This is a genomic window from Aeromonas mytilicola subsp. aquatica (assembly GCF_044336385.1).
GTDB lineage: Bacteria > Pseudomonadota > Gammaproteobacteria > Enterobacterales > Aeromonadaceae > Aeromonas > Aeromonas rivipollensis.
Map to the genome: position 1 here is coordinate 3572369 of NZ_CP172298.1, position 24436 is coordinate 3596804.

At 62.6% G+C, this 24436-nt stretch carries 22 protein-coding genes; 6 read left to right on the plus strand and 16 right to left on the minus strand.

Going from position 1 to position 24436, the window contains the following annotated elements; genetic code table 11:
- The first annotated feature begins 11 nt into the window (after positions 1 to 11).
- Genes xseB through dxs form a run of 3 tightly spaced genes read left to right on the plus strand, consistent with a single transcriptional unit; the run spans position 12 to position 3041 of the window.
- Positions 12 to 263, plus strand: a complete 252-nt coding sequence (xseB, locus tag ACFWHB_RS16370) for an exodeoxyribonuclease VII small subunit (RefSeq protein WP_025326041.1) — start codon at positions 12 to 14, stop codon at positions 261 to 263.
- A complete protein-coding gene (gene ispA, locus ACFWHB_RS16375; protein WP_106887626.1) occupies positions 264 to 1154 on the plus strand; it encodes a (2E,6E)-farnesyl diphosphate synthase in 891 nt (296 codons plus the stop codon). It begins immediately after the preceding gene.
- 21 nt (positions 1155 to 1175) lie between these two features.
- Positions 1176 to 3041 (plus strand): 1-deoxy-D-xylulose-5-phosphate synthase, encoded by a 1866-nt coding sequence (dxs, locus tag ACFWHB_RS16380; RefSeq protein ID WP_395948862.1) that lies wholly within the window; start codon positions 1176 to 1178, stop codon positions 3039 to 3041.
- A gap of 91 nt (positions 3042 to 3132) precedes the next feature.
- Here the strand turns inward: dxs and ACFWHB_RS16385 are convergent, their stop codons facing one another.
- The 14 genes from ACFWHB_RS16385 to glyA all read right to left on the minus strand — a co-directional run bounded on the left by ACFWHB_RS16385 (position 3133) and on the right by glyA (position 17668).
- Complete coding sequence (locus ACFWHB_RS16385; RefSeq protein WP_025326038.1) at positions 3133 to 4074, minus strand: ABC transporter permease; 942 nt, start codon at positions 4072 to 4074, stop codon at positions 3133 to 3135.
- A gap of 3 nt (positions 4075 to 4077) precedes the next feature.
- Positions 4078 to 5052, minus strand: a complete 975-nt coding sequence (locus ACFWHB_RS16390) for an ABC transporter permease (protein WP_106887628.1) — start codon at positions 5050 to 5052, stop codon at positions 4078 to 4080.
- A gap of 95 nt (positions 5053 to 5147) precedes the next feature.
- Positions 5148 to 6704: an ABC transporter substrate-binding protein gene (locus tag ACFWHB_RS16395; RefSeq protein WP_106887629.1), complete on the minus strand. Its 1557-nt coding sequence runs from the start codon at positions 6702 to 6704 to the stop codon at positions 5148 to 5150.
- Between the two features lie 58 nt (positions 6705 to 6762).
- A complete protein-coding gene (locus tag ACFWHB_RS16400; protein ID WP_111910392.1) occupies positions 6763 to 8487 on the minus strand; it encodes a dipeptide ABC transporter ATP-binding protein in 1725 nt (574 codons plus the stop codon).
- A 768-nt stretch (positions 8488 to 9255) separates the two neighbouring features.
- Complete coding sequence (locus ACFWHB_RS16405; protein WP_163136398.1) at positions 9256 to 9744, minus strand: phosphatidylglycerophosphatase A family protein; 489 nt, start codon at positions 9742 to 9744, stop codon at positions 9256 to 9258.
- Positions 9741 to 10700 (minus strand): thiamine-phosphate kinase, encoded by a 960-nt coding sequence (gene thiL, locus ACFWHB_RS16410; protein WP_111910394.1) that lies wholly within the window; start codon positions 10698 to 10700, stop codon positions 9741 to 9743. Before thiL ends, ACFWHB_RS16405 begins: the two co-directional genes overlap by 4 nt.
- A gap of 201 nt (positions 10701 to 10901) precedes the next feature.
- Positions 10902 to 11315 (minus strand): transcription antitermination factor NusB, encoded by a 414-nt coding sequence (nusB, locus tag ACFWHB_RS16415; protein ID WP_025326032.1) that lies wholly within the window; start codon positions 11313 to 11315, stop codon positions 10902 to 10904.
- A gap of 14 nt (positions 11316 to 11329) precedes the next feature.
- Positions 11330 to 11800, minus strand: a complete 471-nt coding sequence (ribE, locus tag ACFWHB_RS16420) for a 6,7-dimethyl-8-ribityllumazine synthase (protein WP_106887633.1) — start codon at positions 11798 to 11800, stop codon at positions 11330 to 11332.
- A 210-nt stretch (positions 11801 to 12010) separates the two neighbouring features.
- Positions 12011 to 13120: a bifunctional 3,4-dihydroxy-2-butanone-4-phosphate synthase/GTP cyclohydrolase II gene (ribBA, locus tag ACFWHB_RS16425; protein ID WP_395948863.1), complete on the minus strand. Its 1110-nt coding sequence runs from the start codon at positions 13118 to 13120 to the stop codon at positions 12011 to 12013.
- A gap of 142 nt (positions 13121 to 13262) precedes the next feature.
- Positions 13263 to 13916: a riboflavin synthase gene (locus ACFWHB_RS16430; protein WP_106887635.1), complete on the minus strand. Its 654-nt coding sequence runs from the start codon at positions 13914 to 13916 to the stop codon at positions 13263 to 13265.
- Positions 13917 to 13970: 54 nt separating this feature from the next.
- Positions 13971 to 15080, minus strand: a complete 1110-nt coding sequence (gene ribD / locus ACFWHB_RS16435; RefSeq protein WP_234689812.1) for a bifunctional diaminohydroxyphosphoribosylaminopyrimidine deaminase/5-amino-6-(5-phosphoribosylamino)uracil reductase RibD — start codon at positions 15078 to 15080, stop codon at positions 13971 to 13973.
- Positions 15081 to 15267: 187 nt separating this feature from the next.
- A complete protein-coding gene (nrdR, locus tag ACFWHB_RS16440; protein WP_025326027.1) occupies positions 15268 to 15717 on the minus strand; it encodes a transcriptional regulator NrdR in 450 nt (149 codons plus the stop codon).
- A gap of 146 nt (positions 15718 to 15863) precedes the next feature.
- Positions 15864 to 16292, minus strand: coding sequence for a hypothetical protein (locus ACFWHB_RS16445; RefSeq protein ID WP_395948864.1), 429 nt, complete (start codon positions 16290 to 16292; stop codon positions 15864 to 15866).
- A gap of 122 nt (positions 16293 to 16414) precedes the next feature.
- Entirely contained in the window at positions 16415 to 17668 is a 1254-nt protein-coding gene (gene glyA / locus ACFWHB_RS16450; protein ID WP_168234517.1) for a serine hydroxymethyltransferase, read from the minus strand.
- A 433-nt stretch (positions 17669 to 18101) separates the two neighbouring features.
- Here glyA and ACFWHB_RS16455 point away from each other — a divergent pair, with 433 nt between their 5' ends.
- Positions 18102 to 18428: a hypothetical protein gene (locus tag ACFWHB_RS16455; protein ID WP_262108544.1), complete on the plus strand. Its 327-nt coding sequence runs from the start codon at positions 18102 to 18104 to the stop codon at positions 18426 to 18428.
- A gap of 3 nt (positions 18429 to 18431) precedes the next feature.
- Here the strand turns inward: ACFWHB_RS16455 and torS are convergent, their stop codons facing one another.
- On the minus strand, positions 18432 to 21260 hold the full coding sequence (torS, locus tag ACFWHB_RS16460) for a TMAO reductase system sensor histidine kinase/response regulator TorS (RefSeq protein WP_395948865.1): 2829 nt from the start codon (positions 21258 to 21260) through the stop codon (positions 18432 to 18434).
- Positions 21261 to 21330: 70 nt separating this feature from the next.
- On the opposite strand from torS, the gene torT reads away from it, so the two are divergent.
- Positions 21331 to 22383, plus strand: a complete 1053-nt coding sequence (torT, locus tag ACFWHB_RS16465) for a TMAO reductase system periplasmic protein TorT (protein ID WP_395948866.1) — start codon at positions 21331 to 21333, stop codon at positions 22381 to 22383.
- A 14-nt stretch (positions 22384 to 22397) separates the two neighbouring features.
- On the opposite strand, the gene torR is transcribed toward torT, so the two are convergent.
- Positions 22398 to 23111 carry a two-component system response regulator TorR gene (gene torR, locus ACFWHB_RS16470; protein ID WP_139745181.1) on the minus strand — a complete coding sequence of 238 codons (714 nt, stop codon included), beginning with the start codon at positions 23109 to 23111 and terminating at the stop codon, positions 22398 to 22400.
- Positions 23112 to 23262: 151 nt separating this feature from the next.
- On the opposite strand from torR, the gene torC reads away from it, so the two are divergent.
- A complete protein-coding gene (gene torC, locus ACFWHB_RS16475) occupies positions 23263 to 24426 on the plus strand; it encodes a pentaheme c-type cytochrome TorC (protein WP_395948867.1) in 1164 nt (387 codons plus the stop codon).
- Positions 24427 to 24436 lie beyond the last annotated feature (10 nt).

Sequence of the window (24436 nt, forward strand, 5' to 3'; positions counted from 1 at the left end):
CGAGGATGGACATGGCCAGTAAAAAAATCGACCGTCTGAGTTTTGATGCCACCCTGGAAGAGCTGGAAACCATAGTGCATCAACTCGAACAGGGGTCGCTCCCCCTCGAGGAAGCACTCAAACAATTCGAACAGGGCATCCATCTGGTGCGGGCCGGCCAGCAGAAGCTGGAGCAAGCCGAGCAGAAGATCCAGATCCTCCTGACCCAGGCCGACGGCAGCGAACAGGCGGTCCCCTTTCGATCAGAGCAAGGAGAGGAGTGAGTGACCCTGGACGATTTCTCCCGCCTGCACCGGCGCCGCATCGACGACTGCCTCTCGGCACAGCTTGAGGCTCTGCCCGCCATGGCGCCGCGCCTGCGGGACGCGATGAAATACGGCCTGCTGCTCGGCGGCAAACGGGTACGCCCCTTCCTGGTCTACGCCGTGGGCGAGATGCTGGGGGTTCCAAGCGAGCGGCTCGACGGCCCCGCCGCCGCGGTGGAGTGCATTCACGCCTACTCCCTGCTGCACGACGATCTGCCCGCCATGGACAACGACGATCTGCGCCGCGGCCAACCGACAGTGCACAAGGCATTCGATGAAGGTACTGCCATCCTGGCCGGTGATGCCCTGCAGACCCTGGCATTCTCCATACTGGCGGATCATCCCCTCCCCGACGAGCTGCTGGCCAACCGGGTACGTATGCTGAGCGCCCTGGCCCGTGCCTCCGGTTATCTCGGCATGTGCGGCGGTCAGGCGCTGGATCTGGAGGCCGAAGGCCGCCGCATCAGCCTGGCCGAGCTGGAGCAGGTGCACCGCCACAAGACGGGAGCCCTCATCGAGTGCGCCGTCACCCTGGGGGCCCTGTGCAAGGCCGACGTGGCGCCAGCCACCCTGGCCGCGCTGCAAACCTATGCCGCCGCCATCGGGCTCGCCTTCCAGGTGCAGGATGACATTCTCGACATCACGGGCGACACCGCGACCCTCGGCAAGCCGCAAGGTTCGGATCTGGCGCAGGAGAAGAGCACCTATCCGGCCCTGCTCGGTCTCGACCCTGCCCGTGAGCTGGCTCGCGAACTGCATGACAAGGCCTTAACAGCCCTGCAATCCTTGCCCTACAATACCGACATTCTGGAAGCGTTTGCCGATTACATCATCGAGCGAACCCACTAAACGCTGGATAACAGTAACAATATGAGCGTTGATATTAGCGATTTCCCCAACCTGGCCCTCGCGGATACGCCGGTCGAGTTGCGATCCCTGCCCAAAGAGCGGCTGCCTATTCTGTGCGAAGAGCTGCGCGAGTATCTGCTGCGCTCGGTGAGCCGCTCCAGCGGCCACTTCGCCTCCGGCCTTGGCACCGTCGAGCTGACGGTGGCGCTGCATTACGTCTACAACACCCCCTTCGATCGCTTGGTGTGGGACGTGGGCCATCAGGCCTATCCCCACAAAATCCTGACCGGTCGGCGCGAGCGCATTCATACCATTCGCCAGAAAGATGGCCTGCACCCCTTCCCCTGGCGGGAAGAGAGCGAGTACGACGTGCTCAGCGTGGGCCACTCCAGCACCTCCATAGGTGCCGCCCTCGGCATGGCGGTTGCCGCCGAGAGCGAGGGGCTGGGCCGCAAGGTGGTGGCCGTCATAGGTGACGGCGCCATCACGGCGGGCATGGCCTTCGAGGCCCTCAACCACGCTGGGGATGTCCACAAGGACATGCTGGTGGTGCTCAATGACAACGAGATGTCCATCTCCGAAAATGTCGGGGCGCTCAACAACCACCTAGCCAGGCTGATGTCCGGCAAGCTCTACACCACCATCCGCGAAGGCGGCAAGAAGGTGCTAGCGGGGCTGCCGCCGGTCAAGGAGCTGGCCAAGCGGGCCGAGGAGCACCTCAAGGGCATGGTGGTTCCCGGCACCCTGTTCGAGGAGTTCGGCTTCAACTACATAGGCCCCATCGACGGCCACGACATCCACGCTCTGGTCGAGACCCTGCGCAACATGCGCAACCTCAAGGGTCCCCAGCTGCTGCACGTCAAGACCAAGAAGGGCAAGGGCTACGAGCCCGCCGAGAAAGACCCCATCGGTTACCACGCCGTGCCCAAGTTCAACCCGGACGAGTGCGCCCTGCCCAAGAGTGCCGGCGGCAAGCCGACCTTCTCCGCCATCTTCGGCCAGTGGCTGTGCGACATGGCCGCCAAGGACGAGCGTCTGGTCGGCATCACCCCCGCCATGCGCGAGGGCTCGGGCCTGGTCAAGTTCAGCCAGCAGTATCCGGATCGCTACTTCGACGTGGCCATCGCCGAGCAGCATGCGGTCACCTTCGCCGCCGGCCTTGCCATCGCCGACAAGAAACCCGTGGTTGCCATCTATTCAAGCTTCCTGCAACGGGCTTATGACCAGCTGATCCACGACGTGGCGCTGCAGAACCTGCCGGTGCTGTTCGCCATAGACCGCGCCGGTCTGGTAGGTGCCGACGGCCCTACCCATCAGGGGGCGTTCGACATCAGCTTCCTGCGCACAGTGCCGAACATGGTGGTGATGACGCCGTCCGACGAGAACGAGTGCCGCCAGATGCTCTACACCGGCTATCAGTGCAACCAGCCCGCGGCAGTGCGTTATCCCCGTGGCAGCGGCTGCGGCACCGAGATCCAGAGCGAGATGACAGCGCTGGCACTCGGCAAGGGTCGCGTCATTCGTGAAGGCAAGGGCACCGCCATATTGGCGTTTGGTACCCTGCTGCATCAAGCCAAGGCCGCCGCCGAGGCGCTGGACGCCACCCTGGTGGACATGCGCTTCGTCAAGCCCATGGACGAGGCGCTGGTGCTCTCCCTTGTCGCCTCCCACGATCAGTTTGTCACTCTCGAGGACAACGCCATCATGGGCGGGGCCGGCTCTGCGGTGAACGAGCTGCTGATGCGTGCCAAGCAGTGCAAACCTGTGCTGAATCTCGGTTTGCCGGATCGCTTCGTGGAGCAAGGCACCCAGGAGGAGATCTATGCCCAGCTGGGGCTAGATGCCACGGGCATTCAGGCCAGCATAGAGGCCTGGCTGCAGGCTTGACGCAGAACGGCAGGCCCGACAAGGGCAAACGCGAGCAATAAAGAAGGGCGCCTGATGGCGCCCTTCTTGTTTTCTGCGTGTCTGACCTTTCTTACCCCTTGTAGATCTTCGGGTTAAACACATCCCGCAGCCAGTCACCGAGCAGGTTGATGACCAGCACCAGCACCACCAGGCAGATGCCCGGGAAGGCGGTGATCCACCAGGAGCCGGAGAAGATGTAGTTGAAGCCCACGCTGATGAGCGAACCCAGGGACGGCTGATCCACCGGCATGCCCAGCCCCAGGAAGGAGAGTGCCGCCTCGCTCATGATGGCGTTCGCCACCTGCACCGTGGAGATGACCAGGATGGGCGACAGGCAGTTCGGCAGTATGTGGCGGAACATGATGCGCGGGGCACGGAACCCCATCACCTGGGCCGCTTCCACGTACTCCTTCTTCTTCTCCGCCAGCACGGAGGCGCGCACCGTCCGGGCATACTGGGGCCACTCGGCGATGCCGATGATCACCACCAGCATCAGGATGGCGAACTTAGAGTAGAACTCGGAGCCAAAGGTCGCCTGGAAGATGGCGGAGATGATGATGGCCACCATCATAGTGGAGAACGACAGCTGCACGTCGGCAAAGCGCATCAGCAGGTTGTCGATGCGACCACCGAAGTAACCGGCGATGAGGCCGATGACGATGCCGAGCACCAGCTGCAGGCCGACGGCGAACAGGCCTATGGTCAACGAGATTCGGGCGCCATAGAGGATGGTGCTCCAGATGTCACGACCCTGGTTGTCGGTGCCGAGCCAGAAGCGCGCCTCGCCCCCTTCCAGCCAGGAGGGAGGCAGCTCCGCATCCATCAGATCGAAGCTGGTCTGGTCATAGACGTTGTGCGGTGCCAGCCAGGGCGCCAGCAGCGCCGCCAGTACGAACACCACAAACACCGCAAAGCTGAACATGGCTACCTTGTCCCGCAGGAAGTAGTAGACGATGTCAGAGTTCTTGAATCGCGCCCAACGGCTTGGGCTTGCAGTTACAGCGTTAGTCATCTGTTACCCCTTGGCGGTCAGGTTGACGGTCGGGTTGATGAACCCGTAGAGCAGGTCGACCAGGGTATTGGTCACCACGAAGATAAGGCCCACGAAGATGACGTAAGCGGTGATCAGCGGGGTATCGACCCTGTGGATCGCCTCGAGGAACAGGAAACCCGTCCCCGGCCACTGGAACACGCTCTCGGTCAGTATGGTGTAGGCCACCATGGTGCCGATCTGCACGCCGCCGACTGTGATGACCGGCAGCATGGTGTTCTTGAGCGCGTGGCTGTAGTAGACCTTGTTGTTGTCCAGCCCCTTGGCACGGGCGAACTTCACGTACTCGGAGGAGAGCTGCTCCAGCATCTCGGAGCGTACCAGCCGGATGAACAGCGGCAGCATGATGGAGGAGAGGGACACCGCAGGCAGGATCAGGTGCTTGATACCGTCCCAGGTGAAGAAGCCCGACTCCCAGCCCAGCAGGTTGTAGGTCTCGCCACGGCCATAGGCCGGCAGCCAGCCCAGCTGGATGGAGAAGAGGTACATCAGCATGATGGCGGTCAGGAAGACCGGGATCGAGATGCCGATGCTGCTCACCGCCATGATGAGCTTGGTCAGGAAACTGCGCGGTCTTATCGCCGAATAAACCCCCAGCGGAATGGAGACCACGACGATGATGAGCGCGGCAGCAAACACCAGCTCAAGGGTAGCCACCAGCTTGTCGAGGATCACCTCGAGGGCCGGTCGCTTGAAGAAATAGGAGGTGCCCAGATCCCCTTGCACCGCGTTCTGCAAGAAGCGGCTGTATTTCACCAAAAAGGGATCGTTGAGGCCCATCTTGTCGCGCAGCTCCTGGCGCACGGACTCGGAGACGGATTGTCCCACCAGCTCGCGCAGCGGATCCCCCAGGTTGTCCTGGATGGAGAAGGCGACCAGGCTGATGACGAACATCACTATCACGGCCTGATAGAACCGTTTCAGCAGGAATGTAAACATGCTTGTCCTTCTACGTGGCCTGTGTCTTGGCACAGGCTTCTGTTAATGACGGGGCACCCATGGGCGCCCCGCCAGGTCCTTCCTTAGCGCTTCACTTACTTGTTGACCACCAGGTCACCCAGGTAAGGGAAGTTCATCACGTTGACCACAGGCTTGATGTCGACGTTCTTCTTGGCACCGTAGGCCAGGTCTTCCCAGTGCAAGGGCACGTAGGCAGCGTCGTCGATCAGCATGGCTTCCACCTTCTGCAGGATGGCGGCACGCTTGGCCGGATCGGTTTCGGTGTTCGCTTCCATCACCATCTTGTCAGCTTCTGCGTTGGCATAACCGCCGCAGTTGTACTGACCCATGCCGGTCTTGGCATCCTTGGTGAAGGTCAGGAACTCGAAGAAGTTCGCACTGTCTTCGGTGTCGGAGTGCCAGCCGATCAACTGCATGTCGGAGGCGCACTTGTCAAACTCGGGCCAGTACTGGGCAACCGGCATGGTCTTCAGATCCACCTTGATGTTGATCTTGGACAGCATGGCGGAGACAGCCTGGGCGATCTTGACGTCATTGACGTAGCGGGCAGCCGGGGAGATGAAGGTCATCTTGAAGCCCTTCTCGTAACCGGCTTCCTTCATCAGCTCCTTGGCCTTGGCCAGATCATACTGGGGCTTGAGCGCCTCGTTGTAACCGGCATAGCCTTTCGGGCTCAGCTGGCCAGCGGGGGTACCGAAGCCCTTGTTGATCTTGTCGACAATGCCCACCTGGTTGATGGCGTAGTTGATTGCCTGACGCACGCGCTTGTCTTTGAGCGCCGGGTTGGTGTTCTGGTTCAGCTCGATGATGATGGCGCGGGTACCGGACAGGGTCACCAGCTGGGAGTCCTTGCCGTTCTTCACGCGCTCCAGATCGTTCGGGGCAACCGGGTAGATCATGTCAACGTCACCACCCAGCAGGGCGGCTACGCGGGTCGCGTCTTCCTTGATCGGCACCACTGTCAGGTTCTGGACGTTGCCCTTGGAGGCCTTGTCCCAGTAGTTGGCGTTGCGGGCATACTCCAGCTTCACGCCCTGCTCGCGGAACTTGACGCTGAACGGACCAGTACCGGAAACATGGGTAGAGGCATAGGAGTCGCCGTTCTTGACGATGGCGGCCTTGTCCTTGCCGGCTTCATCCTTGCCGCTGTAGAACTTGGAGTCCATCGGGAAGATGTAGGTGACGGTCTGCAGCACCAGCGGGAACGGCTTGGCGGTGACGAGATCCACGGTGAAGTCATCCACCTTCTTGGCTTCGGCGATGGGGTCGAAGATCGCCTTGAAGTCCGGGGAGGCCTTCAGACGGTTGACTGTCCATACCACGTCATCGGCGGTGAAGTCGTTGCCGGAGTGGAACTTGACACCCTTGCGCAGGTGGAAACGGACGGTCTTGTCGTCGATGCGCTCATACTTCTCGGCCAGACGCGGCTCGAATTGCAGATCCTGGGTGTAACGCATCAGGGGATCGAACACCAGGTGAGACATCTCCAGGGTCTGACCGGAGAGCTGCTCCTGCGGGTCCAGCGAGGTGGCGTCAGAGGCGACGGCAACCTTGATGTCGGCGGCAGAAACGTTGAACGCGAGACCAGCGGCGAACAGCGCCATGGCGATCTTGGATAATCCTTTCTTCATGTCTTTCTCCATGCTTTTGGCTTTTTATTGACAGACAAACCGGCGAACCGGTGCTTTCCTAGCTTGCGATTTCCAGCCCCTCGCGGGACATTCCCTTAAATTCCGGCATGAGGGAGATCAGCTTGCGGCTGTACTCATGCTCGGCATTGGTAAACAGTTTTTCGGTCTCCGCGACCTCCACCAGGTGGCCGTGCTGCATCACGCCGATGCGATCGCACATCTGGCGGATGACCGGCAGATCGTGGCTGATGAACAGCATGGTCAGCCCAAGCTCCTGCTGCAAATCCTTGAGCAGGTTGAGGATCTGGGCCTGCACCGAGACATCCAGCGCCGAGGTGGGCTCGTCGCAGATGAGGAAGCGCGGCCGGGTCGCCAGGGCGCGGGCGATGGAGATGCGCTGGCGCTGACCACCGGAGAACTCGTGGGGATACTTGACCCCTGCCCCGCGGCCGAGGCCGACGTGATCCAGCAGATCGCTCACTATGCCCTGGATCTGGCTCTCGCTGCTCGCCAGTTTGTGGAAGCGGATCGGCTCGGCGATGATGTCACGCACCTTCATGCGCGGGTTCATCGAGGAGTAAGGGTTCTGGAACACCATCTGCATCTGGCGGCGCAGCGGGCGGCGCTCATGCTCCCCTTTCAGGGCGGTGAGGTCGATCCCCTCGAAGAAGATCTTGCCGGTATCGGGCGGATAGAGGCCTGTGATGGCACGGGCTATGGTGGATTTGCCGGAGCCCGACTCCCCCACCAGACCGAAGGTCTCCCCTTCGAAGATCTCGAAGCTGATGTTGTTGCAGGCGCGCACGTACTGGCGGCGGCTCGGGAAGATGGAATCCTTGGTGACGAACTTCAGATCCACGTTCTCCACCCGCAGCAGGGCACCTTCATAGCTGCGCTCGTCCTGACTCTGGCCGAGCCAGTGGGTCTTGAGATCTATGCTGAGATCCGGCGCACTGGCGTCTTCGATGTAGGAGACCAGGGGGAAGCGCACCAGCTTCACATCCGAGCGGGGCACCGCCGAGATGAGGCTGCGGGTATAGGGGTGGCTGGGGCGACCCAGCACCTGTTCTGTGGTGCCGAACTCCACCAGGTCCCCGCGATACATGACAGCCACCTTGTCGGTGACGTTGGAGACCACGCCCATGTCGTGGGTCACCAGCATGCAGCCCACCTGACGCTCCTTGCAGAGGTTGCGGATGAGCTGGAGGATCTGGTCCTGAATGGAGACATCCAGCGCCGTGGTCGGCTCATCGGCGATGATGAGCTCGGGATCCCCCGACAGCGCTATGGCGATGACCACCCGCTGGCGCATGCCACCGGAGAACTGGTGCGGGTACTGCTTGATGCGGATTTCCGGCTGCGGTATCCCGACCGCCCCCATCAGCTCGAGCGCCTTGGCAAAGGCGGCCTCGCGATTGAGATCGGTATTGGCCAGTATGGTCTCCACCAACTGCTGTTCAACGGTGAACAGCGGATTGAGGGAGGTCATGGGATCCTGGAAGATGAAGCCGATACGGGAGCCACGGATGGCCCGCATCTCGTTCTGGCTCTTGCCGGAGATGAGCTCGCCGTTGAGGTAGATATCGCCACGGGCGATGCGACCGGGCGGGCTCAACAGATCGATGACGGCATTGCCTATGGTGGACTTGCCGGCACCTGATTCACCGACCACACCGACGATCTCGCCTTTTTCCACGGAAAAAGAGAGATCCTTGACCGCGGCCAGCACCCCATAGCGGGAGGGGTACTCGATCCGCAAGTTTTTCACTTCGAGCAAGGACATGGTTACCTCTGCGGGGGACATCCGTCCCAAATAATTCGTCCGTAAATCAGCCGCAGATGCTGGTTGTGCCTTGGTACTTATGTTGAGAGCTTGTCTTGTGTAATAAACGCTCAATCCATGAGGCAGCCAAACCAGCGATCCGGGCGGGTTTTTTGCATTTTTTTGGAATAACCCGCGAGTAAGTTAGTCGGTTTGCCCGCGGGTGTAAATGATCCAGTTATACAATTTCGCAATACTTTGCGCAGATAACGCACTCGCCATTGGCGCAAAATGTCGATAAATATCACATTAACAGAGATTGTGATGGCAATGCGAGAGATTAGCTTATTTAAATTTCAACAAAGATGTAACAAGCAATCGAATCCACTATTCAATACAGACTACGCGGCTTCGAATGAGTAGTGAATATTTATGTGAAATGATTTTTTAACGGCAGCATATCTGGATGAAGGAAAACTAAGCAGAGATAAATAGGGTCAACTCAGAATGATCTGCCAGAGCCCGGCGCGCCGTCACCGGACAAGCCGGGGGGATTGCATACAAAAAGGCGCAGTCCCACCAAGGAACTGCGCCTGAAGCTTAATTGTATGGAAAGAGCGGGCAGGCAGAGGATGACACTGCGCGGCATCGAGGGCCAAGCCCGCCATGACGGCCGCAACCGCCACCCCGCCTTACCAGCAGGCCAGCAGGCCAGCAGGCCAGCAACTGCATACAGAACAGGGCGAACAGACCGGCGATGAGATAGCCCGCCGCGACCGCCGACCCGCCTTACCAGCGAGCCAGCAACTGCATGCAGAGCAGGGCGAACAGACCGGCGATGAGATCATCCAGCATGATGCCGAGCCCGCCGTGGATACGGCGATCGAACCAGGAGATGGGCCAGGGCTTGAGCACGTCGAACAGCCGGAACAGCACGAAGCCGGCCAGCACCCACTCCCAGCCGGCGGGCGCCGCTATCATGGTGACGCCGAAGCCTATCACCTCGTCCCAAACGATGGCACCGTGATCCGGCATGCCGATGGCATCGGTGGCCGCTTGGCAGATGCGAATGCCCGCCACGAACCCCACCGCCAGCAGGGCGATGAACCAGGGGGTCGGCAGACCGCTCACCAGCAGGTAGAGCGGAATGGCCACCAGGGTCCCCATGGTGCCCGGCGCCCTGGGGGAGAGACCGGCACCAAAGCCCAGCGCCAGGCAGTGGAGCGGGTTCTTCAGGCTCAGGCTGTTCAGCTCGGGCCTTATCTTGAAAAAGCTCATGCGAAGTGATCCCAGCCCTTGAGATGAAGCTCGACCGGCTGCTCATCCTGCACATAGTCGATGCCGGGGTCACCGGCCTGGATGCGTCCGATGCGGGTGAACCTGACGCCACAGTTGGCCAGCGCCGTGTCCAGGGCACCGTGATGCTCCTGTGGCACAGTGAAGCAGAGCTCGTAGTCATCGCCACCGGCCAGCGCCAGCTGCCAGGCATCCCGTGCGGGCACGGCGTCCTGCAACACGGGCGAGAGGGGCAGCAGGTCCAGATCTATCTGGGCCCGCACACCGGACGCCTTGAGGATGTGACCGAGATCGGAAGCCAGGCCGTCGGAGAGATCCAGCGCGCTGCTTGCCAGCCCGCGCAGGGCCTGACCGGCCAGGATACGGGGATGGGGATGATCGAGCCTGGGCAGCACGGCCGCCAGCTGGTTCTCGTTGAGGGTGCGTTTGCCCAGCAGATGGGAGAGCGCCAGGGCCGCATCCCCCAGGGTGCCGGTGACATAGATGCCGTCCCCCACCCTGGCGCCGCTGCGCATCAGGGCACGGCCGGTCGGCACTGAGCCCTTCACCGAGACGGTGATGGAGAGTGGCCCGCGGGTCATGTCCCCCCCTACCAGGGCCACATTGTAATATTCGGCGAGCTCGAGGAACCCTTCCGCAAAGCCCGCGACCCAGGCCTCGTTGACGGCGGGCAGGGTCAGTGCCAGGGAGACCCAGCGCGGCTCGGCCCCCATGGCGGCGAGATCGGAGAGGTTGACCGCCAGCGCCTTGTAGCCCAGATCCACCGGATCCATGTCCGGGAAGAAGTGCACGCCGCTCACCAGGGTATCGGTGCTCACCGCCAGCATGGTATCGGCGGGCAGGGTCAGCAGGGCGCAGTCATCCCCTGGGCCCATCACCACGTCCTTGCGGGCGTGGGGGACCTTGAAGTACTTCTCAATCAGCTCAAATTCACCCATACAGTAAAAAGCCAGCGGTTAAGCTGGCTCCTCTCTTAGATGCTGTTGATGCGCTTGCTGCGACATAGTGATCAAGGCTCATCTGCTGCTCGGGCTCCTCATGTATCTCTATACACTCCGGCCCCTGCGCAGCCCTTCACCTTGCTGACGACTTCTCGCGACAGAGCATCTATCAGCACTGAATGCTGATGGACGGCGGGATCAACGCTTGGGCAGCGTCTTGATCACCTTGTCCAGTACACCGTTGACAAACTTGTGGCTGTCATCGGCGGCGAAGGCTTTGGCCAGCTCGATCGCTTCGTTGATCACCACGCGCGGCGGCACATCATCACGACGGGTCAGCTCGTAGGTCGCCAGACGCAGGATCGCCTTGTCCACCATGTCCACTTCTTCCAGCGGACGGGAGAGGAAAGGTGAGAACACCTTGTCCAGCTCGTTGCAGTGGACCGCTACCCCGAACAGCAGATCGCGGAAATAGCTCAGGTCCACACCCTTGGTGTCCTGATCGATCTTGAACTGCTCTTCGATGTCGCCCACGTTGGCCTGGGTCATCTGCCACTGGTAGATGGCCTGGGTGGCGCAATGGCGGGCCTTACGGCGCTCGGACGGTTTCAATGTACTTCTCCTCGTTACACGTCCAGTTGTTTCAGGACGTTGATCATTTCGAGCGCGCTCAGTGCAGCCTCTGCACCCTTGTTACCCGCCTTGGTACCGGCGCGCTCGATGGCTTGTTCAATGTTTTCAGTGGTCAGTACGCCGAAGGCGACGGGAATTTCATACTCCATCATCACCTGGGCCAGCCCCTTGCCGTTCTCGCTCGCCACCAGTTCGAAGTGATAGGTGCCGCCACGGATGACGGTACCGAGCGCGACTATGGCGTCGTATTGACCGCTCTTGGCCAGCTTCTTGGCTGCCAGGGGAATTTCGACGGCACCCGGCACACGCACCAGGGTGAGATTGCTGTCCTGGACCTGGCCTTGACGCTTCAGCACGTCCAGCGCGCCGTTCACCAGGCTGTCATTGATGAAGCTGTTGAAACGGGCAACGACAATAGCAACACGCGCCTCGGGAGCGGCGATATTTCCTTCGATAATCTTCATTGGAAATCCTGTCTCTGTGCAATCAATAGGGGCCGGGGCCAAAAGTGCACGCATTCTAGCACAACAGAGCCGCGACAAAAAACCATGGCCGCAACGTGCGGCCATGATAGTCATTCAAGCCATCAGGGACTTGTTCGCCGACGTATTCCAACACCTCAAGGCCGAAGCCGCTGACGAGGATGGTATTTCGTCAAACGAGTACCAAAGCGTTTACTCGCCGACGTACTCCACCACCTCAAGGCCGAAGCCGCCTAGGGCATGGTATTTCTTCGGCGAGCTCAGCAGGCGCATCTTGCCGACCCCGAGCGCCTTGAGGATCTGGGAACCCACGCCGACCCGGCGCGAGGTGCCCTGCCACTTGGCTCCTTCCGGTGCCAGTCCCTTGTCGGCGGCTTCAAAACCCTTGACCCGGGCCAGCAGCTCGGCGCCGTGGGATTCCGCCCCCAAAATCACCAGCACCCCGCCTTCGTCAGCGATGCGGGCCATGGATTTGGGCAGCGGCCAGCTGCGGGCGGCGTGGCGGTCGGTCAGCAGCAGATCGCTCAGCACGTCGTGCAGATGGACCCGCACCAGGGTCGGCTGGTCGGCTTTCACCTCGCCTTTCTTGAGGGCGAAGTGCACCTGGTTGTCTATGGTGTCGCGGAAGGTGACCAGATCAAATTCCCCGAACTCGGTGGGCAGCTTGCACTCGGCCACCTTCTCGACCGTGGTCTCGTGCTGGTTGCGATACTCGATGAGGTCGGCGATGGTGCCGAGCTTGATGCCGTGCTGCTCGGCGAAGATCTCAAGGTCGGGACGGCGCGCCATGCTCCCATCCTCGTTGAGGATCTCGACGATGACGGAGGCCGCCTCGTAACCGGCCAGACGGGCCAGATCGCAGCCCGCCTCGGTATGGCCGGCACGGGTCAGCACGCCGCCATCCTGGGCCATCAGCGGGAAGATGTGGCCAGGCTGCACCAGATCGGCTGCCTTGGCGTTCGGTGCGACGGCGGCCTGTACGGTGACGGCGCGGTCGGCGGCGGAGATGCCGGTGGTCACCCCCTCGGCCGCTTCTATGGTCACGGTGAAGGCGGTGGAGAACTGGGCGTTGTTCCTGTCCACCATCAGCGGCAGCGCCAGCTGCTTGCAGCGATCCCGGGTCAGGGTCAGGCAGATCAAGCCCCTGCCGTAACGGGCCATGAAGTTGATATCCTCCGGACGGACACAGGAGGCGGCCATGATGAGGTCCCCTTCGTTCTCCCTGTCTTCGTCATCCATCAGGATCACCATCTTGCCCGCCTTGATATCGGCAATGATTTCCTGGGTTGTGCTCAGCGCCATGGGCTACTCCATCAACATGCTTGGGGAATTGAGCCTGCCGGCTCGGCTTGATACTGCATCATTGTGTGCTAGATGGGGGCGCGGGGCCCCATTTCAATCGGAGCGGGATCACAGAACCGTATTTTGCCCGCTCGCCTGCCTGTCAGATAAACCCGGATCGGGCCAGAGTCTCCAGGGTCAGGCTGGATCCGCCCTGCTCCTGCGCCCTGCCCTGCATCAGCCGCTCCAGATAGCGGGCGATTTGATCCACCTCCAGGTTCACCCTGTGGCCCGGTTTCCAGCGGGCTATGGTGGTTTCCTGCGCCGTATGGGGCACTATGGTCAGGCGAAAGAGATCCCCCTGCACGGCGTTGACCGTCAGGCTGATGCCATCCACCGCAATAGACCCCTTCTCGGCTATGTAGCGAGAAAGTTCCTGTGGCGCCTGGATCCAGTACTCGATGGCGCGGCCGCTGCTGGACTTGCTCTTCACCTCGCCTATGCCATCGACATGGCCCGAGACCAGGTGGCCGCCGAGGCGGGAGCTCGGCATCAGCGCCTTCTCGAGATTCACCGGATCCCCCACCTTGGCCTCGGCAAAACCGGTGCGAGAGAGGGTCTCAAGGGAAACGTCCGCGGTGTAGCTCTTGTCCCCCAGGGCCACCACCGTCAGGCAGACGCCGTTGGTGGCGATGGAGTCGCCCAGCTTGACGTCGCCAAAGTCCAGGGTCGGCGCATGGACGGTGAGGGCCATGTCATCCCCCTGGCGGCGCAGGGCGGCCAGGGTGCCCATGGCTTCGATAATTCCGGTAAACATGCAGATCACCTTGATGATGACGGGGCCGAACCGGCCCCGATAGACAGTGAAAAATCAGGCAATTTTCGCTGTGATGCGAATGTCCTGCCCCACCAGACGCACATCCTTGAGCTGGAGCTTGGGGGCCTGGAACAGCTTGGTCAACTCCGGCAGGTGGAACAGGCCACGCCCCTCATCCCCCAGCAGCTTGGGGGCCTGATAGAGCACCAGCTCGTCCACCAGCCCCTTGGCCAGCAGGGCGCCGCACAGCCTTGGGCCCGCCTCCACCAGCACAGAGTTGATGTTCTGCTTGGCCAGCAGCATGAAGAGGCTCACCAGATCCAGCTTGCCATCCAGCAGCGGCAGGGTCAGCTGCTGCACCCAGGCAGGCCAGTCCCCGTCGACCTTGTGACGGGCCAGCAGCACCGGACTCTCGCTCTGGAACAGGGGCAGATCAGGGGTGAGCCGGTTCTGGGAATCGACGATGACCCGCAACGGCTGGCGCAGGGTCTCCCTGGGATAGCTTGCCTTGACCGAGGCTGGCAGCTCGTCCCAGCGCACGTTGAGGGAGGCGCCGTCGGCCAGCACAGTCTCGGCGCTGGAGAGCACAGCATCGTGGCGGGCACGCAGCCGCTGCACGTCGCGGCGCGCCTCCGGGGAGGTGATCCACTGGCTCTCGCCGCTCGCCATGGCGGTGCGACCGTCCAGGCTGGCACCGAGCTTGACCGTCACCTGCGGGAAGGCGGTGCGCATCCGCTTGAAGAAGCCCGGGTTGAGGGCCTCGGCCTCGGCGCTGAGCAGGCCGAAGTCGGTCTTGATGCCCGCCTCGGAGAGCATGCGCAGGCCGCGTCCCCCCACCTGGGGATTGGGATCCACCATGGCGGCGACCACCCGGGTCACGCCGGCCTTGATCAGCGCCTCGGCGCAGGGAGGGGTGCGACCGTGATGGGAGCAGGGCTCCAGGGTCACATAGGCGGTGGCGCCGCGGGCCTCTTCCCCGGCGGCATGGAGGGCATAGACCTCGGCATGGGGTTCACCGGCACGCTGGTGCCAACCCTCCCCCACCACAACCCCGGCCTTCACCAGCACGGCGCCGACACAGGGATTGGGGGCCGTGGTGTAACGACCGCGGCGGGCCAGTTCGAGGGCCCGACTCATCCACTGGTAATCATCTTGACTAAACATCTGGGCTCCCGTTCAAAGCGAGAAAATGGGCGTTGTAGGTTCGATTAGCGCAGCGTAATCGGACATTGGGAAGCTTACTTCTCCAGCTTGGCGATCTCTTCACCGCTTCTTGTCATAAACAAGGCGGATGTCCTCGAAGCTGCGATAGGTGGAAACGAAGCGCATATCACCTGCCCACCCAATAGCATTACTTCTCCAGCTTGGCGATCTCTTCGCCAAATTCGCGGATGTCCTCGAAGCTGCGATAGACGGAGGCGAAGCGGATATAGGCCACCTTGTCCAGGCTCTTGAGCTCATCCATCACCAGGTTGCCCACCAGCTGGGAGGCGACTTCGCGCTCGCCGGTGGCACGCAGCCGGGACTTGATGTGGTTGACCCCCTTTTCGATGGCCTCCATGCTCACCGGCCGCTTCTCCAGGGCCCGCAGTATGCCGGCCCGCAGCTTGTCTTCATTGAAGGGCTCGCGGGAGCCGTTGGACTTGATGACACGGGGCATCACCAGCTCGGCCATCTCGAAGGTGGTGAAGCGCTCGTGGCAGAGCAGGCATTCACGACGGCGGCGCACCTGATGACCTTCTGCCACCAGACGGGAGTCGATCACCTTGGTATCAACCGCACTACAGAAAGGGCAATGCATCGGACCTCCGGCGTTAACGGAAAAGGCACCTGCCCCGCGGGGTCAGGATCTTGGCCGGCCAGTGTAGCACGGCCATCCAAAGCCGGTAAAAGCCCAGAAAAAACAATGCCACCCGCAGGTGGCATTGGGGCTGAAATGGCGCAGGCTCAGTCGTCGTAGGGCAACAGATCCGGATCGCAATCCACATAGTCGGGAGCCGGATCTCGCTCAAACTGTACCGCCGCTATCTGGGTAGCCCCTTGCATCAGGGCCTTGCTCACCCTATGCATGCCATCCATCACCCGTCCGGCACTGTCCAGTATGATGGGATAGGCGAGATCGGCGGCCAGCATCAGCTGGCAGTGTTCTATGATGCTGCGCACAGTGGGTTTCACGCTGCCATGCCCGTACCAGTGCACGCTGTCCAGTTCGGCAATCCGCGAGAGCGGCACAGCCTGCACCGGCAGCTCACGGCTCAGCCTCACCAGCCTGCGCACATCCCACGCCAGCAGCCCCTCGGGCGCCGGGCGAAAGTGATACTGGGGGCGGATGGACGAGATAGCCTCCTCGTCGGCGATCGGGATCTGACTGGTCATCATGCCTCCTCTTGCTGTTGTTAAACACGGACTGTTGCATCAGTGCACAGCCCATGGGCCGCGATAGAAAAAACAATGCCACCCTAAGGTGGCATTGGTCTCAAACCAGGCTGTCTGGCCGATCAGGCATAGACAGGGAAACGGCGGCAGATGTCCAGCACCTTCTCGCGAACTGTGGCCAGCACGGCGTCGTTGTCGTGGTTGTCCAGCACGTCGCAGATCCAGTTGGTCAGCTCGATGGACTCGGCTTCCTTGAAACCACGGCGGGTGATGGCCGGGGTACCGATCCGCACACCTGAGGTGACGAAGGGGGAACGCGGGTCGTTCGGCACAGAGTTCTTGTTGACGGTGATGTTGGCCTTGCCAAGGGCGGCATCGGCCTCTTTACCGGTCAGCTCGCGGCCGATCAGATCCACCAGCATCAGATGGTTGTCGGTACCGCCGGAGACTATCTTGTAACCGCGCTCCATGAAGGTCGCAGCCATGGCCTTGGCGTTTTTCACGACCTGGGCCTGATAGGTCTTGAACCCTGGCTCCAGCGCTTCCTTGAAGGCCACGGCCTTGCCGGCGATGACGTGCATCAGCGGGCCACCCTGACCACCCGGGAAGACGGCAGAGTTCAGCTTCTTGTAGAGATCTTCGTCGTCAGCGGCGGAGAGGATCAGACCACCACGGGGACCGGCCAGGGTCTTGTGGGTGGTGGAGGTGACCACGTGGGCGTGGGGCACCGGGTTCGGGTAGACGCCTGCGGCAATCAGACCGGCCACGTGAGCCATGTCGACGAACAGGTAAGCACCGATCTTGTCGGCGATTTCGCGCATGCGGGCCCAGTCGACCACGCCGGAGTAGGCGGAGAAGCCGCCGATCATCATCTTCGGCTTGTGCTCGACGGCCAGGCGCTCCATCTCGTCATAGTCGATCTTGCCGGACTCATCGATGCCATAGGGGATGATGTTGTACAGCTTGCCGGAGAAGTTGACGGGGGAACCGTGGGTCAGGTGACCACCGTGGGCCAGGTTCATGCCCAGCACTGTGTCGCCCGGCTGCAGCAGGGCCATGTAGACGGCGCTGTTGGCCTGGGAGCCGGAGTGCGGCTGCACGTTGGCATAGGTGGCACCAAACAGTTCCTTGGCGCGCTCGATGGCCAGGGTTTCGACCACGTCGACGTACTCGCAACCGCCGTAGTAACGCTTGGCCGGGTAGCCTTCAGCGTACTTGTTGGTCAATTGGGAGCCTTGGGCTTCCATGACGCGTGGGCTGGTGTAGTTCTCAGACGCGATCAGCTCGATATGTTCTTCCTGACGACGGGTTTCGTCTGTGATGGCCTGCCACAGCTCTGGATCATAGCCGGCGATGGTCATGTCACGTTTCAACATCCGTTTATCTCCTGAAAATCGTTTGCGCGATAGGTGAAGTGGGCCCGCGCATTGTAACGTGAGCTGGATCAAAGAGACAGTCCAACCACCCAAAAACTTGTTTATAAAATGTAAAATACGTCGCAATTTTCGAAGCCGGACGCCCCTCTTCCCCCTTGCCTCTCGCGGGCCCCATGCGCCCTGCGCTGGCTCAGCCCCTCCTCAGGCGCCCGATGCTCCTGCCTGGCTCACACTCCGAGTCTTCCCCAGTGAAGGGCAAAAACCAGAGCCAGATCATGGATATAGCATTTACTAACAGATAACATCTTTAGACAGCACAGCGGTTGCGAAGCCTGGCGAGCGGCCATGGGCTGGCAACGGCAGGGCCCTTTGGCGCACAGGGTCATACCAGAGCCCTGCATTTGCCTCTCTCACCACAAGGGGGAACTCCACCATGGATCATCTGATGCTGTTTGTGATTGTCGCTGTCTTTGCCATCTTCTATTGGGTCTACTACACCGGCAGTCGCAAGGGCGCCTGCCCCACCAGCTGGGAGGCGCTGCCCACCCGGGCGCAGTACCTGGCGGCCCACCCCGAGGCCGTCGATGGCGATATCATCTTCTGCATCCATTGCGGCCACCATCAGCAGCTCGAGGTGGGGGTGGTGCACCAGGCCGACTACCGGCGCCAGCACATCTGCCCCCGCTGCAAGCAGGCGCTCTATAGAGACGAGGAGCAGGAAGAAAGCGGCGGAGAAACCGTCGGCAGCAGACCAGGCTGAGGATCATGCCGGGGTTGGCAGCTGCCTCTCCTGCCACGCCTTGAGCGTCGCCACCGCCGCATCGAACTCCCCGGCCAGCCCCGCAGGATCACCCTCCCCCGCCTCCAGGGCGGCACACTGCGCGGCAAAGTCATCCAGCCCGAGCGCCAGGGCACTGCCCTTGAGCTTGTGGGCCATCCCCTTGCGCTCCTCCCCCTCGCACCGCACCAGCGCGGCCACCAGGACCGCCCCCTGGGATTCAAACAATCCGATGAGCTGACGGATGCGCTGGCTGCCGAGCAAGGCCAGATCCGCGTCCAGCACTGGGTTGGCGGCCTGGGGGGCGGGCGGGTTGACGGTGCCCTCCCTCGCGCCCGGCGGGGCCTGCGTTGTCTCTCCCTGGAACTGCCGGTCGATGGCGCTGGCCAGCGCCGCCAGACGCACCGGTTTGCCGACAAAGTCCGCAAAGCCCGCCTCCAGACAGAGACGGATATCCTCGGGGTACATCTGGGCCGAGATGGCGATGGCGGGCAGGGGGCGCTCGTGCACCTCCTCGCTGATGGCGGCCAGATCCTCGCGCAGGGTCAGGCCATCCATGTCCGGCAGATTGATGTCGAGCAGCGCCAGATCGAAACCCCGCTCTGTCACCCGAGCCAGGGCCGATCGCCCGTCTTCCGCCAGGGTGACACTGTGGCCTAGGCGCACCAGCATGCCCTGCGCCACCAGTCGGTTGATCTCGTTGTCCTCCACCAGCAGGATCTCGCGAGGCTGGCCGAGATGCAGCGGCTGGGCCGCAGCCGGCAACTGGGCGGCCGAGCGTTGCAGGGGCAGGCTGAAGCTGAAGCGGCAACCCTCCCCGGGCCGGCTGGCGAGGCACAGCTCGCCCCCCATGGCGACCACCAGCTTGCGACTGATGGCAAGCCCGAGCCCTGTGCCCCCCTGGTGGCCCATGTCCCGCTTGCGCTGGCGGAACGCCTCGAACACCGCCTCCTGCTCATGCTCCGGAATGCCGGGACCGGTATCGCTCACCACGAACAGGATGCAGGGTTCGGCGCAGGGGCCACCGCATGGGAGGGGGCTCACCTCGAGGCAGATCCGCCCCCTGGCGGTGAACTTGACCGCGTTGCCCAAGAGGTTACCGAGCACCTGGCGCAGCTTGCCCAGATCCCCTTCCACCACGGGGGGCAGGGCGGGGGCATATTCCAGCACCAGGGCCACTCCCCTGGCCTCTGCCTTGGGCCTGAACAGGGCGCTCAGCTCATCCACCAGCTGATGCAGCGGGAAGGGTTCCCGGCGCGCCTCCACGTGGCCTGCCTCAATCTTGGAGTAATCGAGGATGTCGTTGAGGATCTCCAGCAAGGATTCGCCGCTGTGCTCTATGGCGGCCAGATAGCGCCGCTGGGTCTCGTTGAGATGGGTATCCTCCAGCAGGGTCAGCCCCCCCAGAATGCCGTTCATGGGGGTGCGAATTTCATGACTCATGGTGGCGAGGAAGACCGACTTGGCCCTATTGGCCTGCTCCGCCTCGGCGCGGGCCAGGCGCTGGTTCTCCACCTCTTCGTTGAGGCGCAGGTTGGCATGGCTGAGCTGGCGGGTGCGCTCCACCACCCGCAACTCCAGCTCCCGCTGGTAGCGACCCAGCTCGACCGCATTGTCACGAAACACCTGCAGGGCATGCCCCAGCTCCGCCAGCTCGTCACTACCCGCCCCGACGATCGGGTCCAGGGGGGCCAGATCCCCACGCGCCAACCGGCTCATCCCCGCTACCGCGTGTTGCAGCGGCCAGACGATGCGGCCGTAGACCATGCGCCACATCAACAGCATCAGCAGCACCAGGGTGAGCAGGCCTATCCCCATCAGGGCCTGCTCCAGCAGCTTGAGACGCTGGCTTAACGCCTGCTGGCTCTCCCCCAGGGAGTCGCGGGCACGGTTGACCAGGTTATCCACCTGCTGGTTGAGGCTGCTCATCAAGGCCTCATTGGCGCTGGCCAGCACCCGCAGCGCCTCCCCCTTGCCGAGCCAGTCGCTGCGTAGCTGCACCAGCTGGTCGCTCTGCGCCAGCACGGCGAGCGCCTGCTCCACCCCCTGGCGGCGCGCCGGATCCGTCACTGCCCCCGCGCGCAGCTGCAAGATTGCCAGCTCCCGCTGTCCATCCCGCAACAGTCCCTGCAAGCGCTCCTGCCGCTCGCCGCGCCAGATCTCCTCGATGCGCTGCTGCTGCATCAGGGTTCTGTGCCGCAGCTCCGTCATCTGCTCCAGCCAGTCGAGATCCTGCTCCAGCAACCTGTCTATCGCCGCGGCGGCGGCGCGCCCCTGCAAGGGGTAGAGGGAGCCGAGCCCCGCCACCATCACGGTTTCGGCATTCTCCATCTGGCTGCGGGCAAGCTCGGCCACCTCGCCGGCCGCGGTCACCAGGCGAGCGCGCAGGGCGTCACCTTGCGCCATCAGGGTCAGGCGCTCCCCCACCAGCCAGCCCTGCTGCCCCAGGTTGCCTATGATGGCCTGGCTCAGGGGATGGAGCTGCTCCTGCACCTGCCTCTCCCCCTCACCGCCGAGCTGGGCCAGCAGGCGCTGCATCTGCTGCCCCTGCAGGGTGAGCAAGCGCCCCTGATGCTCACGCTCCGCCTCGCTGGTCGCCGTGGCCAGCAGATGGGACGCGCTCTGGATCTCGCCGCTCAGGCGCGCCAGGGTACGGGCCCGCTCCTGATCGGCCAGGGTCTGTTGCACCCCCTGCTCCAGCTGGCGCAGGTGGGTGAGCCCAATCCACCCGAGCAGGGAGGCGCTCAGGGTCAGCAGCGCCATCAGGGAGAAGGCCAGCAGCAGCCTGCCTCCCAGGCCGGAAAAGATTCTCACGCTCAGCACCTTGGTTGTGGCCGGCTTTGACCGGATAATGTGGGCCCACACTTTAACAAAACCCCGGGTCATGCGAAGCGTCTATCTCTCACTGTTGCTCATGCTGCTCCCTGGCCCCCTGCTCGCCTTCGAGGTGGATCACTGGCCAGGTGGCGAGTTTGGCGGCCAGCCCGTGCGCCAGCAGTGGCCGGAACCCGCCGCCACAACCAAACCCCTGACCCTGTGCGCCCTCTATCCCCATCTGCGGGACGCCTACTGGCTGTCGGTCAATCAGGGCATGGTGGAAGAGGCGACACGGCTGGGGGTCAGCTTGCGGATCCACGAGGCGGGAGGCTACGGTGCCCTGGCCGAGCAGCGCCAGCAGTTGCAGCAGTGCCTGAGGGAGGGGAGCGACGCCATCCTGCTCGGCGCCGTGAGTCATGAGGGACTGAGGGAGGCAATCACCGCCAGCCCGCTGCCGGTATTCGGCCTGGTCAACGATCTGCCCGCTGGCCTGGTGCAAGCCAAGGTGGGCGTCTCCTGGTATCAGATGGGCTGGCAGATGGGGCACTGGCTGGCACTGCGTCACCCGGCGGGCAGCCAACCCGTCTCGGTGGCCCTGTTCCCGGGCCCCAAGAGCAGCGGTGGCAACAACGTGGTCGAGCCCGGCTTTGCCGATGCCATCCGGGGGAGCGCCATCAAGCTGGTGACCACGGCCCGCGGCGACAACAGCCGCGAGATCCAGCGCACCCTGGTGCAGCAGACCCTGGCCCGCCACCCGGACCTCGACTATCTGGTGGGGGGGGCTATTGCCGCCGAAGTGGCGGTGAACGAACTGGCGCAGCGCCATCTCGACCACCCCAAAGTGCTCAGCACCTACTTCAGTCACGGGGTGCAGCGCGGCCTGCTGCGGGGCAAGATGCTGGCGGCCAACAGCGATCAGATGCGGCTGCAAGGCCGCCTCGCCGTGGCCCAGGCCGTCTGCCTGCTACAGCATCCCGAGGCGGGCGAGCAGCAGTGCCCGCGGGTGATGGGGCCACCCATTCTGACCCTGGATGGCCCCCTGGCCGATACCGGCGACTCCCTCTCCGATGGGGCATTTCGCCCCGTCTACCGGGTCGGTGCAGCCCCCGCAGACCATTAGCCCCGCCAGCTGACTCAGGGGGCCAGCTCGCCGGCAAACAGATAGCCTTCCCCGTGGACGGTGACAAAGAGCTGGGGATCCCGGGGATCCAGCTCCATCTTGCCCCGCAGCCGCCGGATCAGCACGTCTATGGTGCGATCGCTCGGGCCATCGCCACGGTGGCTGATAAGGGTCAGGATCCGCTCCCGGCTCAGCACCCGCCCGGGGTGGGCGACAAAGGCCACCAGCACCTCGTATTCGGCCTTGGTCAGGCGCACCGGCACCCCGTCCTTGCTGAGCTGGCGGCGGGGAATATCGAAGCGCCAGGGGCCGAAATAGACAGCGTCGTCGAGGGGCTCGGCGACTCGGGTGGCAGGCGCCGCTAACGAGATCCGCCACAGCAGGTTCTTGACCCGCACCAGCAACTCCCGCAGCTCGAACGGCTTGGTGACATAGTCATCGGCCCCCATCTCCAGGCCGACTATCCGGTCCACCGCATCGCTGCGGCCGGTGACCAGTATGATCCCGACAGTGCTGCGCGCCCTCAGCTCGCGGGTCAGCAGCAGGCCATCTTCCCCCGGCAGGTTGATGTCCAGCATCACCAGATCGACCTCCTGCTGTGCCAGCACGGCCCGCATCTCCTGGCCGTTTTCCACCGCCGTCACCCGATAGCCCTCCCGCTCGAAATAGCCGGTCAGCTTCTCGCGGGTAACCGCATCATCTTCAACAACCAGAATGTGGTAGCTCATGGGCAGGGTTCACGAAGGTCGACAAGGGAGGATTATTCTATTCACATTTTGTCATAAATACCCCTATTTCGTTAATTTGTGGCGACAACCCTGTTCACAGCCTCTCCCTATCATGGCCCTCATCAAAAAGTCATGATGATGAGAGACAGCTATGAAAAAACTGTGGCACTTCCTGCGCACACCCAGCCGCCGCTGGTCGGTGCTGGCGCTGCTTCTGGCCGGCGTCGGGGTCACCCTGGCCGGTACCGTCGGCCTGCATTACGGCTTCGAGAAGACCAGCAGCCTCGAGTTCTGCATCTCCTGCCACTCCATGAAGGACACCGTCTATCCGGAGTACAAGGAGTCCATCCACTTCAAGAATGCCTCCGGCGTCCAGGCTGTCTGTACCGACTGTCACCAGCCGAAAGACTTTGTCGGCAAGGTGGCCCGCAAGATGGAGGCGGCCAATGACCTCTATCAGGAGTACATAGGCCACAGCATCGACACCCAGGAGAAGTTCGAGGACAGGCGCCTGCACCTGGCCGAGAAGGTGTGGGCCCGGATGAGCAGCCAGAACTCCAAGACCTGCAAGTCCTGCCACAGCTACGACAACATGGATCACGCCAAGCAATCCCCCGCCGCCGCCCTGGCCATGAAGGATGCCGCAGCTAAGAACATGAACTGCATCGAGTGCCACAAGGGCATAGCCCACGAACTACCCAATATGGCGGGGGGCTTCAGGGCCACCTACGCCACCCTGGCCAGCGAAGCCCAGCAGGCGCCTACCGGTGACACCCTCTACACCCTGGGTGAAAAAGACCTCTACGCCAGCGAGCAGAGCACTGATCCCGTCGGCAAGCTGCTGCCCGCCTCCCGCATCGACGTCATTGCCCGCAGCGGCGATCGCCTCAAGGTGACCATCGAAGGGTGGCGCGAGCGCGAAGGCAAGGGCCGGGTGCTGAGCGAATACATGGGCAAGCGGGTCTTCGTGGCCACAGTCCGTGACGAGCTGAAAACAAGCGAGAAAGTCCTCAAGCAGGAGACCGACAGCGCCACCCATATCCAGTGGGAGCAGGTGCAGGTGCAGGCCTGGGTCGATGGCAAGGGGCTCGAGCCCTCCCTCAAGCCCATCTGGGATTATGCCGGCGAGATGTACAAGTCCACCTGCAACTCCTGCCACGGCGCGCCGGATCCCGCTCACTTCACCGCCAACGGCTGGATCTCGGGGCTCAAGGCGATGTCTGCCTACTACCGCCTCAGCAAGGAAGAGGAGCGCACCCTGCTCAAGTACCTGCAAAACCATGCCGCCGACACCGGTGGTCAGGGCAGCCACTAAGTCCGGATTC